At 68.9% G+C, this 12628-nt stretch carries 14 protein-coding genes; 7 read left to right on the forward strand and 7 right to left on the reverse strand.

Annotated elements, in window-relative coordinates:
• Positions 1-156: 156 nt before the first annotated feature.
• From AC1DMQ_RS23435 to AC1DMQ_RS23450, 4 genes are all read right to left on the reverse strand, one after another.
• The gene (locus tag AC1DMQ_RS23435) at positions 157-396 is read right to left on the reverse strand and encodes a DUF2164 domain-containing protein (protein WP_018062315.1); all 240 of its coding nucleotides are present in this window, start codon (positions 394-396) and stop codon (positions 157-159) included.
• Between the two features lie 16 nt (positions 397-412).
• Positions 413-1348, reverse strand: coding sequence for an ornithine carbamoyltransferase (gene argF, locus AC1DMQ_RS23440; protein WP_477035942.1), 936 nt, complete (start codon positions 1346-1348; stop codon positions 413-415).
• Positions 1349-1417: 69 nt separating this feature from the next.
• Positions 1418-2632, reverse strand: coding sequence for an acetylornithine transaminase (locus AC1DMQ_RS23445; RefSeq protein ID WP_477035943.1), 1215 nt, complete (start codon positions 2630-2632; stop codon positions 1418-1420).
• Between the two features lie 327 nt (positions 2633-2959).
• Positions 2960-3781, reverse strand: a complete 822-nt coding sequence (locus AC1DMQ_RS23450) for an ABC transporter permease (protein WP_477035944.1) — start codon at positions 3779-3781, stop codon at positions 2960-2962.
• A 256-nt stretch (positions 3782-4037) separates the two neighbouring features.
• On the opposite strand from AC1DMQ_RS23450, the gene gcrA reads away from it, so the two are divergent.
• The 5 genes from gcrA (at position 4038) to AC1DMQ_RS23475 (ending at position 8932) form a co-directional block, all read left to right on the forward strand.
• Positions 4038-4556, forward strand: coding sequence for a cell cycle sigma 70 cofactor GcrA (gcrA, locus tag AC1DMQ_RS23455; RefSeq protein WP_477035945.1), 519 nt, complete (start codon positions 4038-4040; stop codon positions 4554-4556).
• A gap of 1054 nt (positions 4557-5610) precedes the next feature.
• Complete coding sequence (xseA, locus tag AC1DMQ_RS23460; protein WP_477035946.1) at positions 5611-7200, forward strand: exodeoxyribonuclease VII large subunit; 1590 nt, start codon at positions 5611-5613, stop codon at positions 7198-7200.
• A 56-nt stretch (positions 7201-7256) separates the two neighbouring features.
• Complete coding sequence (locus tag AC1DMQ_RS23465; RefSeq protein ID WP_477035947.1) at positions 7257-7478, forward strand: DUF2093 domain-containing protein; 222 nt, start codon at positions 7257-7259, stop codon at positions 7476-7478.
• Between the two features lie 107 nt (positions 7479-7585).
• Positions 7586-8326, forward strand: coding sequence for a M23 family metallopeptidase (locus AC1DMQ_RS23470; RefSeq protein WP_477035948.1), 741 nt, complete (start codon positions 7586-7588; stop codon positions 8324-8326).
• Between the two features lie 102 nt (positions 8327-8428).
• Positions 8429-8932 (forward strand): response regulator, encoded by a 504-nt coding sequence (locus AC1DMQ_RS23475; RefSeq protein ID WP_477035949.1) that lies wholly within the window; start codon positions 8429-8431, stop codon positions 8930-8932.
• A 1-nt stretch (position 8933) separates the two neighbouring features.
• Here the strand turns inward: AC1DMQ_RS23475 and AC1DMQ_RS23480 are convergent, their stop codons facing one another.
• The gene (locus AC1DMQ_RS23480; RefSeq protein ID WP_477035950.1) at positions 8934-9860 is read right to left on the reverse strand and encodes a lysophospholipid acyltransferase family protein; all 927 of its coding nucleotides are present in this window, start codon (positions 9858-9860) and stop codon (positions 8934-8936) included.
• A 139-nt stretch (positions 9861-9999) separates the two neighbouring features.
• Between AC1DMQ_RS23480 and AC1DMQ_RS23485 the strand changes: the two genes are divergently transcribed.
• Both AC1DMQ_RS23485 and hisN read left to right on the forward strand, forming a co-directional pair.
• Positions 10000-10383: a helix-turn-helix domain-containing protein gene (locus AC1DMQ_RS23485; protein ID WP_477035951.1), complete on the forward strand. Its 384-nt coding sequence runs from the start codon at positions 10000-10002 to the stop codon at positions 10381-10383.
• Between the two features lie 55 nt (positions 10384-10438).
• Complete coding sequence (gene hisN, locus AC1DMQ_RS23490) at positions 10439-11275, forward strand: histidinol-phosphatase (RefSeq protein ID WP_477035952.1); 837 nt, start codon at positions 10439-10441, stop codon at positions 11273-11275.
• Positions 11276-11282: 7 nt separating this feature from the next.
• Here hisN and AC1DMQ_RS23495 read toward each other — a convergent pair whose 3' ends face one another.
• Together AC1DMQ_RS23495 and AC1DMQ_RS23500 are read right to left on the reverse strand one after the other, a co-directional pair.
• Positions 11283-11660: a hypothetical protein gene (locus AC1DMQ_RS23495; protein ID WP_477035953.1), complete on the reverse strand. Its 378-nt coding sequence runs from the start codon at positions 11658-11660 to the stop codon at positions 11283-11285.
• On the reverse strand, positions 11657-12628 hold the full coding sequence (locus AC1DMQ_RS23500; RefSeq protein ID WP_477035954.1) for an alpha/beta hydrolase: 972 nt from the start codon (positions 12626-12628) through the stop codon (positions 11657-11659). Before AC1DMQ_RS23500 ends, AC1DMQ_RS23495 begins: the two co-directional genes overlap by 4 nt.

Below are 12628 nucleotides of genomic sequence, written 5' to 3' on the forward strand. Positions count from 1 at the left end.
GGTAGCATCACGCCGGGCGGCGACACCTCGCCCGTCCCGTCCGAGCGGTGCTTTCAGGAAAGCGCCGCGCCGTCGCGCAGATGAACGGCGCCCGGCCCGGTTTTCATGCGCCGACTTGCCCGCACGCGCACGAGGCTTGCACGCCCCTCCCGCCGCCTAGTCGACGAACGGCTTCTCGATCTCGTAGACGGCGTCTTCCAGCTTGTCGCGGAACAGCTGCTGGGCGTCCTGGACGCCCTGATTGTAGTAGTACGGCCCCATCTGCTCGGAGATGAAGTCCAGCAGGAAGCCGGCCTGCAGCGGGCTGGCCTCGCAGTCGAGTTCGCGATCCAGATAGCGCGTCAGCTTGTCGAGCAAGGCGTCGCGCTTCTGCTTGTTGAACTCGATCTTCGACATCAGCCCGCCCTTTCGATCAGCCGATAGCCCCGAAGCACCAGGCCAGCACCGACTTCTGGGCGTGGATGCGGTTCTCCGCCTCGTCCCAGGCCAGCGAGCGCGGGCCGTCCAGCACGCTGTCGGTCACTTCCTCGCCGCGGTGGGCGGGCAGGCAGTGCAGGAAGACGCCGTCGGGCTTGGACAGGTCCATCAGGGCGTCGTCGACCTGATAGGGCTCCAGCGCGGCCAGGCGCTCGTCATGGTCGGTGTCGCCCATCGACACCCAGGTGTCGGCCACGACCACGTCGGCGCCGCGCACGGCCGCCTTGGGGTCGTCGGTCAGGGTGATCTGGCCCTGCAGCTCCTGGGCTCGGGCCAGGTCGACCAGGTCCGGGTGATAGACCGCCGGGCAGGCGATGTTCAGCTTGAAGCCCAGCAGCGGCGCGGCGTGGATGAAGCTGGAGCAGACATTGTTGCCGTCGCCGACCCAGGCGATGGTCTTGCCGCCGACGTCGCCGCGATGCTCCTCGATCGTGAGGAGATCGGCCATGATCTGGCACGGGTGGCTCTTGTCCGTCAGGCCGTTGATCACCGGCACGGTCGAGACCTGGGCGAAGCGCTCGACGTCGGCGTGGCTGTTGGCGCGGATCATCACCGCGTCGACCATCCGCGACAGCACCTTGGCGGTGTCCTCGATGGTCTCGCCGCGGCCCAGCTGCATGTCGGCCGAGGTCGAGATGATGCCGCTGCCGCCCAGCTGGCGGATCGCCGCGTCGAACGAGAAGCGGGTGCGGGTCGAGTTCTTCTGGAAGATCATCGCCAGCACGCGGTCCTGGGCCGGGGCGTCGGCGTCGACGCGGCCCTTCCCCCAGCCGGCGCGGGCGGCCTTGCGGGCCTTGGCGTCCTCGAGCAGGACGCGCAGCGTGGGGCCGTCCAGCTTCCACAGGTCGATGAAGTGTCTGGGTTCGGTCATTGCATATCCCCCTGCCCGCCCGCCCCGGCCGACGCCGGAACGAGCGGTTTCATAAGGTGCCCAGACGGCCTAGGCGGCCGCCTTGGCCCGGGCGGCCTCGCAGGCCTTTTCGAGCTTGGCGATGGCCTCGGAGGCTTCCTCGACCGTCAGGTTCAGCGGCGGCAGCAGGCGCACGCAGTTGTCGCCGCCGCCGGCGATCAGCAGCTTCTCGTCGCGGGCCAGGACCATGAACTCGCGATTGTTCGGGATCAGCTTGATGCCGATCAGCAGGCCCTTGCCGCGGATGTCGACGATGACGTCCGGGAAGCGGTCCTTCAGGCCTTCCAGCTGCTGGGTGAAGAAGCCGGCGATGGTCTTCACGTTGTCGAGGATCTCGGGCGTGTTGATCGCGTCGAACGCCGCCTTGCCCACGGCCATGGCCAGCGGGTTGCCGCCGTAGGTCGAGCCGTGGACGCCCGGGGTCATGCCGCGCGCGCCTTCGGTGGAGGCCAGGCACGCGCCGACCGGGAAGCCGCCGCCCAGGGCCTTGGCCACCGCCATGATGTCCGGCGCGGCGTCGCTGGCCCATTCGTGGGCGAACAGCTTGCCGGTCCGGCCCATGCCGCTCTGGACCTCGTCGAAGATCAGCAGGACGCCGGCGTCGCGGGTGATCTGGCGCAGTTCGTTCAGCTGGGCGTCGGTCAGGGCGCGCGCCCCGCCCTCGCCCTGCACCGGCTCGATGATCACGCCGGCCGTGGTCGGGCCGATGGCGGCCTTCAGGGCGTCCCAGTCGCCGAACGGCAGCTGGACGTAGCCCGGCAGGCGCGGACCGAAGCCGTCCAGATAGCCGGCGTTGCCCGAGGCGTTGACCGCCGCGTACGAGCGGCCGTGGAACGAGCCGTCGAAGCCGATGATGTCGACCCGCTCGGGCTGGCCGTTGACCACGTGGTAGCGGCGGGCGGCCTTCAGGGCGCACTCGATCGCCTCGGTGCCCGAGTTGGTGAAGAACACCACGTCGGCGAAGGTGGCCGCGCACAGCTTGTCGGCCAGCACTTCCTGCTCGGGGATCGTATAGATGTTGGAGACGTGCCAGAGCTTCTCGCCCTGGGTCTTCAGCGCCTCGACCAGCACCGGGTTGGCGTGGCCCAGGCCGCAGGTGGCGATGCCGGCCACGCAGTCCAGGTACTCTTCGCCGGTGGTCGAGAACAGGCGCGCGCCTCGGCCTCGCTCGAACGCCAGCGGGGCGCGGTTGTAGACGCCCATGATGTGGTGTTGCGAGGGGTTAGACGACGTCGAACTGCTCAAGACGGCCTCCCAAAAAGGAAAGAAGCCCCCGTGCTCAAAAGCACGGGGACCGGAAGGCCCAGCGTTGTCGGCGCGTAAGCCTGCCCTGTCAACAAACCGGGCGTGAATTTTGGGTGTCAGGGACGGTTAAGCCACACTGTTTGCGGTCACACGGGGATTGCCGTAGCGGGCCAGCGAAACCCCTCGATCCGCTCATCCCGGCGAATGCCGGGACCCAGATCCCATGGCGGTGTGGATGACTGGAAAAGGCTCAACGCTCATGGCGTCAGCCTCAAAGTCATTCCATCTGGGTCCCGGCATTCGCCGGGATAAGCGGAATTTGGGGTGCTAGCTCTTGAGCCGATATCCGGTCCGGAACAGCCACCAGCACCACAGGAACAGGCCCACCGACAGCACGGCGGTCACCACCGCCCCGATCGCCACCGAACCGTCGGCGTGGCCGATGAAGCCGTAGCGGAAGCCGTCGATCAGATAGAAGAACGGGTTGAAGTGGCTGGCCGAGCGGAACGGCTCGGGCAGGCGGTCGACCAGGTAGAAGGTGCCCGACAGGAAGGTCATGGGCATGATCAGGAAGTTGGTCACGGCCGCCAGTTGGTCGAACTTCTCGGCCCACAGGCCCGCCAGCACCCCGGCCAGGCCCAGGATCACCGAGGCGCCGACCGCGAAATAGACGATCGCCCACAGGTGCGAGATCTGCAGGCCCGCGCCCGGCAGCACGCCGATCACCAGGGCGGTGACGGCCCCGACCACGATGCCGCGCGTCGCCGCGCCCAGGCCGAAGGCCGAAACCTGCTCCAGCGGCGTCAGGGGCGGCGTCAGGAAGTCCGGCGTCAGGCCCATCATCTTGGCCTGGATCAGCGACGAGGACGAATTGGCGAAGGCGTTGTTGAGGATGGCCATCATGATCAGGCCCGGGGCCACGAAATGGCCGAAGCTGACGCCGTCCACGGCCTGCCGGCTGGGGCCCACGGCCACCACGAACACCAGCATATAGAGCAGCGTCGTCACCACCGGGGCGGCGACCGTCTGGGTGCCCACCTTCCAGAAGCGGCGGATCTCGCGCTGATACAGGGTGAAGAACCCGCTCCAGTTCCAGCCGTGGTAGTCGCGCGGCTGCGGCGGGATGACGGCGTCCGTCACGTCTTTCATGAGCTTGGAGTCCTGCGGCCTTGGGGCGAACTGCCTGCGCATGTGCGCCCGAGGCCGTTCCAGCGCAAGCGGCGCTCCGACAGAATCAATATGTTGTTTCTGTGGACAGACCCCTTGGCGCCTATTGTGTGTTTTAACGTATTCTTTACACTATCTGGTAGGCGAGCGGCCGGCGGGGCCGTTGGTACACCAGATGTAGGGGCCGGAGCGAGTCGGGGAAACCCGTTTCGGACTCTTTTTTAGGCGGAGATGGGCAATGAGCTGGACTGACGAACGGGTCACCACCTTGAAGAAGCTTTGGCTGGACGGCCTTTCGGCCAGCCAGATCGCCAAACAGCTGGGCGGCGTCACGCGCAACGCCGTCATCGGCAAGGTCCACCGCCTCGGCCTTTCGGGCCGCGCGGCTCCCTCGCAGCCGGCGCGTCCGGCCTTCAAGACCCCGCGTCCGGCGCGTCCGGCCGCCACCACCATGCCTTCGGCCCCGCGCCGGGTGATCGCCGCCGAGCCGGCGCCGCTGCCCGCCGTGGCCCAGCAGCCCTCGGTCCCGGCGTTCCGCGCCGAGGAGCCGGGTTCGGCCACCGTGCTGACCCTGGGCGCCCACATGTGCAAGTGGCCGATCGGCGATCCGTCGACCGACGGCTTCACCTTCTGCGGTCGCCGGTCGTCGGAAGGCCCCTATTGCGGCGAGCACGCCCGCATCGCCTACCAGCCGCAACAGACCAAGAAGAAGGCCGGCGCCACCGAACTGGCGCGCTCGCTGCGCCGCTACATCTAGTCCCCACGCCCGTGGGGCCGCCTCCGTCGCGGGAAGCTCGCGCTTCCGGGCGCGGGATGCCGGGTCGGCGGTAGGAGTCCTCGCGCTGCTGCGCTTCGAGGACTTCGGCCTCACGGCGAGGACTGGAAAAGATCCCGGACGGCTGAGGGGCCGCTCCGGGATTTTTGCGTTTTGGGCGCCGGGGACATGCTCTCACGGCAGGGTATCAGCCAGGTTCGCGGGGCGGTCAGGGTGAGTGCGTGTCCCCACCTTTATCCGCCGAGTTTGGGACGAGCGTCTTCGGGATGAGCTTCTGGCGCGGTGGACGACGTTGGGGACACGCACTCACCCCAGGCTCCCGGGATGATTTACCGAGGCCCTGCCGTGAGAGCATGTCCCCGACTGAGCGACTTACGCTCGGCGGATAGCCAACAAACCCCCACGATTTCAACGCCCTGAACTTTCTCGACCCGATTTGATCCTCACCTTCCAAACCGCCCGTATCCTGATCCCACCTCGCCGCATGGAAAGGGCGCAAGGCCAGCGACCGATGCGGCGGCGGGGGGCGATCGAGCGGGATTGGGCTGGAGGGGGTTACTTCAGCGTGTCCGGGGACTCCYGTCGTTGGGGAGCCCGCCCGCCGTCGGCGTCGAACGGGGACAAAGCGCGTGTATTGCCCATTGGCCCGCGCCCCCGGCGGCTGRTCYSGTCGGAAACGACWGGGATCGGGTCCGGCTAAGCCTCAACAGGGCTGCCCACCGGATGCTGGCGGATAACGATGGCGCGGAGCGACTGGCTTCGTCGAAACGGTAACAACACAAAGAACTCCGGACGTCGTCCGGCGCTCCGCGACCCTTTCCGTTCCCTCTCACAGCCAGATTGGCGTGGGATCACACCCACTTGCCCCCACCTGACCGCTTCGCGGTCTGTCCGCCCCCATAGGGGGCGGAGGAGAACGCGCGCCCTCTTCCCCCTGTGGGGGAAGACGACCGCGAAGCGGTCCGTAGGGGGCAAGTGCTCAACGCACGGAGCATCCCATTTCACCCAATCCAGCTTCCGTCCTATCTAGAACCCCATGACCGACGTCGCCGCCCCCGATTCCAACGCCCAGGCCTATTCCGTCTCGGAACTGGCCTTCGCCCTGAAGCGCACGCTGGAAGACCGGTACAGCTTCGTGCGGCTGCGCGGCGAGCTCTCCAAGGTCACCCACCACTCCAACGGCCACGTCTACCTGACCATCAAGGACGACAAGGCCGCCATCGACGGCGTGGTCTGGAAGGGCAATGTCCGCCAGCTGCAGATCCGGCCCGAGCACGGGCTGGAGGTCATCGTCACCGGCAAGATCACCACCTATCCGGCCGGCTCGCGCTACCAGATCGTCATCGAGACCATGGAGGCCGCCGGGGTCGGCGCCCTGCTGGCCCAACTGGAACGCCTGAAGGCCAAGCTGCACGCCGAGGGCCTGTTCGCCCCGGAGCGCAAGCGTCCCCTGCCCTCGATGCCGGCCGTGGTCGGGGTGATCACCAGCCCGACGGGGGCGGTGATCCGCGACATCCTGCACCGCATCCGCGACCGCTGGCCCTGCCAGGTGCTGGTCTGGCCCTGCGTGGTCCAGGGCGACGCCGCCGCCGGCCAGGTCAGCGCGGCGATCCGCGGCTTCAACGCCATCGCGCCGGGTGGTCCCGTGCCGCGCCCCGACATCATCATCGTCGCCCGGGGCGGCGGTTCGGTCGAGGACCTGTGGGCCTTCAACGACGAGGGCCTGGCCCGCACGGTGGCCGAGGGAACGATCCCGCTGATCTCGGCCGTCGGCCACGAGACCGACACCACCCTGATCGACTTCGTCTCCGACCGTCGCGCCCCGACCCCGACCGCCGCCGCCGAGATGGCCACGCCGGTGCTGGCCGAGCTGCGGGCCCTGGTCAGCGACTACGATCGCCGCCTGAACACCTGCGGCGGCCGGGTGATCGAGGAGCGGCGCACCCGCCTGATCAGCGCCGCCCGCGGCCTGCCCCGGCCCGCCGACCTGCTGGCCCTGGCCCAGCAGCGCCTGGACCTGGCGGTGCGCGGCCTGCCGCGTCTCGACGACCTGACCGCCCCGGCCGAACGCCGCTTCAAGGAGGTCGCCGCCCGCCTGGACGCGGCCCTGCAGCGCAACACCGACATCCACGCCCGCGACCTGCTGAAGGTCACCGCCCGCCTGTCGCCCGAGACCCTGCACCGCCAGCGCGCCGACTGCGGCCGCCGGGTCGAGGACCTCGGCCGGCGGCTGGACCTGGCGGCCCGCCGGGTCCCGGAACGGGTGGCCCAGCACGCCCGCCTTCCCGCCTTGCAGGAACGGCTGAACGCCGTTGCCCGGCGACGGCTGGAGCGCGAGACCGACCGCCTGACCAGCCTGGACAAGCTGCGGCTGTCGCTCAATCCCGAACGGCCGCTGGAGCTGGGCTTCGCCCTGGTGCACAGGGCCGACGGCTCGATCGCCCGCTCGGCCGCCGAACTGACCAGCGGCGAGCGCGTCAGCCTGAAGTTCAAGGCCGGCGAGCGCGACGCGGTGATCGACGGCGAGGGTTCGACGCCGGTTCCCCCCGCGCCGATCGCCGCGCCGCGTCCGGCGCCCAAGCCCAAGGCCCCGCCGCCGCCCACGGATCAGGGCAGCCTCTTTTGATCCGGCTTCCGCCCGCCCACCTGTTCCCCCGACCTCAACTGGCGTAAAAGAGCCTCATGAACGCGTTCGATCCCAATCTCGGCAAATCCGGCGGCCCGGCCACCCTGCACTACGGCGACGGCGAGTTCGCCATCATGAGCCCGGGCCAATACGTGCTGTGCGCGGTCACCGGCGCCAAGGTGTCGCTGGAAAACCTGCGCTACTGGAGCCCGGAGCTGCAGGAGGCCTATGCCGGCCCCACCGAAGCCCTGAAGCGCTGGCGGGAGAGCCGGGGCTGAACCGGCGGGGGGCGCTTGCCGGCCTGACGCTCGCCCTGGGCTTCCCGACCCTCGCCCGCGCCGCCGCGCCCGGCCTGACCCTGTCGGGCCGCTTCGTCCAGGGCGGCATGGTCGTCGGCCATACCGCGCCGCGCGCCACCGTGCTGCTGAACGGCGCGCCGGCCGCCCAGGCCTCGGCCGACGGCTGGTTCGTGATCGGCTTCGATCGCGACGCCCCGCCCCCGGCCCTGATCAAGGTCGAGACCGCCGACGGCTCTGCCAGCCACCAGGCGACCATCGCGCCGGGCGTCTTCGACATCCAACGCATCGACGGTCTGGCCCAGGACCAGGTCGCGCCCAGCGATCCCGCCCTGCTCGCCCGCATCGCCGCCGAGGGCGCGCGCAAATCGGCGGGTTTCGCCAGCCGAGTGGACGGCGACTGGTTCCGCACCGGCTTCATCTGGCCCGTCCAGGCCACGCGCCGCTCGTCCAGCTTCGGCGGCCAGCGCATCCTGAACGGCGAGCCCAAGCGCCCGCATTACGGCGTCGACCTGGCCGCTCCGGTCGGGACGCCCGTGGTGGCTCCAGCCGCCGGCGTGGTCAGCTTCGCCGAGACCGGCCTGCACTTCGAAGGCGGGCTGATCCTGATCGACCACGGCCAGGGCCTGATCACCGCCTATCTGCACCTGTCGCGTGTCGACGTCGCCGCCGGCCAGTCGGTGGCCCAGGGCCAGCGGATCGGCGCGGTCGGCCAGGAAGGCCGCGCCACCGGCCCGCACCTGTGCTGGCGCATGAAGTGGCGCGACCAGAACCTCGACCCGTCCCTGATGGTCGGCCTGATGGCCGGCAAGCCGCAACCACACGCGTAGGGAGAACTTTGTTAGCTCAATTCCCCTGCCAGGGGATCGACAGCCCGTTAGCTCTACAGTATGCCCGCCATCCCCCTTGCCGTGATGGAGGTCTTGTCCCGCATGTCCGCGACGCTCGATCAGCTGCGCTTTCTGCTGGTGGACGACAACCATCACATGCGGGCGATCGTCTCGACGATCCTCAAGGGCGTCGGCGTGCGGCACGTGTTCGAGGCCATGGACGGCGCCGAGGCCCTGCAGGTCGTCCGCGACCACCAGATCGACATCGCCATCGTCGACTTCCGGATGGCGCCCCTGGACGGCGTGCAGTTCACCCAGCTGGTCCGCCAGTCGCCCGACAGTCCGGACCCGTTCCTGCCGATCATCATGCTGACCGGCTTCGCCGAACGGCATCGGGTGCTTGAGGCCCGCGACGCCGGAGTCACCGAGATCGTCGTCAAGCCGGTCACCGCCCGCTCGCTGCTGGACCGCATCGATGCGGTGATCTTCAAGCCCCGGCCGTTCATCCGCACCGAGGACTATTTCGGGCCCTGCCGCCGTCGCCGCGACGACCCCAAGTACGACGGGCCCCGCCGACGCGGCAACGAGCGGATGCTGGAGCTCTAGCTCACTCGCCCCGAGCCGCCAGCTCGGCATAGACCTCGTTCGGCCAGCGCCGGTGGACCCAGAACCATTCCTCGGGCCGCTCGCGGATGCGGTCTTCCATGAAGGCGTTGATCAGCTTCACGCCCGCCTCGATGTCGGCGGAGCGGTCGCCGGTGTCGGGCAGATGGATCGGATCGTGGACCACCGCCCGGAAATGCGCCCCCTCGGTGCGCTGCACCGACATCGGCTGCAGCACCGTGCCGAAACGGATCGCCAGGCGCGACGGCCCCGGCGCCGTGCGCACCGGATGGCCGAAGAACAGCCCCTCGACGCCGTTGTTGAACTTCTGGTCGTTCATCAGCGCAACGGACTTGCCCTGCTTCATGCCTTCCAGCAGCTCTCGAGCCCCGTCGCCGCCCTTGGGCGCGAACAGCCGCACGCCGTAGCGGAAGCGGCTGGCCTTGATGCGCTCGTCGACATACGGATTGTTGGCCGCGCGATAGGTCATCTCGCAGACGACCCCGGAATCCACGATCGCCGCGGGCATCACCTCCCAGTTCGACAAGTGTCCCGAAACGAAGACCACGGGCGTCTTCTCTGCGGCGATCTGGAACAGCCGCTGCTGGTTGACCACCTCGACCCGCCCGGTGGACGGCAGGATTTTGTCCATCAGCGGGAACTCGGCGAAGGTGCGGCCCAGGCCGTCCCACTGCGCCTTGAGCATGGCCGCGCGCCAGGCTTCGTCCTTGTCCGGAAAGGCCAGCTTGAGATTGCGGGTCGCCACCTTGTGCGCGCCGCTCAACGGTCCGACCGTGCGGCCCAGCCAACCGCCGAACGCTGAAGCGGCGTCGACGCCCAGCAGGCGCACCACGCCTATGAAGAGGTCAAAGCCCAGCGCTTCCGCGCGCCACAGGAGATCCTGGCCCAAGGGCCGACGCTTATCCGACATGAACCCTTAGTAGCCTGCTTCGTGGACGAGTGGGACTCGGAGCGTGTGTCGACTCGCGTGGTTCGCCCGGCACGCGACTTGCGGCTGCCAGCCCAGACCGTTCCGTTTCGGGACGGGAACATGAAATCGGGGCGTCATCATGGGCAACGACATTGATGTTTATCTGGGCAAGCGATTGCGGCGTCGTCGCCGTCTGCTGGGCCTGACTCAACAACAGCTGGCCGGCACCGTCGGGGTGCGCTTCCAGCAGATCCAGAAGTACGAATGCGGCGCCAACCGCATCTCGGCCGCTCGCCTCTGGCAGCTGTCCGAAGCGCTGGAGGTTCCGGTCGGTTACTTCTACGACGGCCTGTCGGACCGTGCGCTGAAGGAAACCACCACCGAAGCCGAAGGCGGCGAAATGTTCGCCCGCAAGGAGACGCTGGACCTGGTCCGCGCCTACTACCTGCTGGGCGAGCGTCCGCGTCGTCGCTTGCTGGATCTGGCCAAGTCGCTGAACGGCGGCGAGGCGATCGAAGCCTGAGTTTGGGGATCGCGAACGGTGGCGTCGAGTCGAAGGGCGGGCTAATCCTCGCCTCATGACCCTCGCCGCCGATCACCTCGCTCAGCTCGACGCCTTCGTCGTTGACCTAAATCGCGCCTCGGCCGCGGCGATCCTGCCGCTGTTCCGCGCCGACCACGGGTTGGAAGACAAGGGCGCCGGCAAGAACCTGCCGCGCGACAGCCACGCCGCCTTCGATCCGGTGACCGAAGCCGATCGCGGCGCCGAGGCCGCGATCCGCAAGCTGATCGCCGAACGTTATCCCGAGCACGGGGTGATCGGCGAGGAGTACGGCGAAGACCGCCCCGACGCCGAGTTCGTCTGGGTTCTGGACCCGATCGACGGCACGCGCGCCTTCATCTCGGGCCTGCCGCTGTGGACCACCCTGATCGGCCTGCGCCATCAGGGACGTTCCGTGCTGGGCTCGATCGGCCAGCCCTATACGGGCGAGATCTTCATCGGCTCGGCCGCTGGATCGCGTCTGCTGTCGCGGGGCGCCGAGCGGGCGATCCGGGTGCGCGAGTGCCCCAAGCTGACCGACGCGATCATCGCCACCACCGACCCCGACGCCTGCTTCGACGGGGCCGAGCGCGGCGCCTGGCTGCAGGTGCGCGCCGCCGCCAAGCTGGCGCGCCTGGGCTGCGACGCCTACGCCTACGCCATGGTCGCCATGGGCAAGATGGACATGGTCATCGAGGCCGGCCTGAAGTCCTGGGACGTCGAGGCGGCCATTCCCCTGATCCAAGGCGCCGGCGGGATCGTCACCGACTGGCGCGGCGAACCGATCGGCCCCGACGGCGGCCAGATGGTGATCTCCGGCGACCGCCGCTGCCTGGACGAGGCGCTGGTGTCGCTGCGCCGGTCGGCGAAGTAGCCGGCGCCTAGGCGCGCCACAACGGAAACACCGCTACATCGGTCGACCCCATGGCCCTCGTCATGGCCTCAAAGTCAAAGCCAGGCAAGGCCATCAGGCGATCGATGACGATCTGCTCGTTGGCGGCGCCGCCCGGAAACGCGACGGCGACGCGGTCGTCCGCGCCGAACAGCAACCACCATAGGTCCGCTCCCCAGGGACCGGAGTCGTCGGTCTCGACAATGACGCCGCGAAGATCCGAGATCGCCAACCGATGCTCCTGACCATCAGGATCTCGGACCGCGATGACCTCGTCGATGAGCGACATGACGTATTCAGTCTCGGGTTCGGCTCGGCGCTCCCGAGCCAGGCCGCCCAGCGATTTCAGCCAGGTCCAGAAACTCATTCGGACCCGCCGTCGCGCAAGGGCGCGACCCCGTCCACCGTCTCGTCGAACGCCTTCCAGAACACCGCCCGGCGGTCGTCGGTCTCGATCAGGATCTCGTGGAAGGCGTCGGGGATCTCGACGTAGCGGCCCTTCGGCATGCGGGCCGCGATCGACTTCTCGTCGGCGATCAGCACCCGGCTGTCCTGGCCCGCCGCGACGATGGTCACCGGGATCGACACGGCCTCGACGCCCTTGGTCCGGCGCAGGAAGGCGCAGGTCGAGAACGCGAAGTCGGTCCAGCCCCAGGTGATGCCGCCCAAGGCGATGTCGGGATTGGCGTGGATCTGGGCCCGATGGCGAGCGTAGCGGGCCGCGTCGTGGGTCAGGGCGTCCTTGGGGAAGCTCTGGACGAACGGGTCGCCGACGTCGCCCAGCACGTAGTCGCCCTTGTAGCGCGAGCGGCTCATCAGCCAGGCCAGGGCCCGCGCTCCGCCGGCGGGCTTGCCGCCGGTGTTGAGGCCCAGCATCGGGGCGGACAGCACGGCGGCGGCGAAGCGGCTCTCGCCCGTGGCCAGGGCCAGCATGGTCAGGCAGCCGCCCATCGAGTGCCCCAGGGCGATCCAGGGCTTGGGCAGCCGCGCCTCGAACGCGGCCAGCAGCGCCTGGTAGTCGCCGAGGAATTCCTTGAACCCGGCCGCGTGACCCTTCAGGCGATCCGGCAAGGCGCGGTGCGATAGCCCCTGCCCTCGCCAATCATGGACCAGCACGGCGAAGCCGCGGTCCAGCAGGTCCTGCACGACCTCGAAATACTTCTCGATCGGCTCGCTGCGGCCGGGGCTGACCACCACCGAGCCGCGTGGCGAACCTTCCGGCGAAAAGAAAGCGGCGCGGAGGGTCGCCCCGTCCGCGCCGCTGAACCACTCTGCCTTGCCATGGTCGGGGACGGGCGCCTCGGGAATCGAGACCAGCGGCGCCGCATCCCCCAT

The sequence above is a fragment of the Caulobacter sp. 05L422 genome, assembly GCF_056397765.1.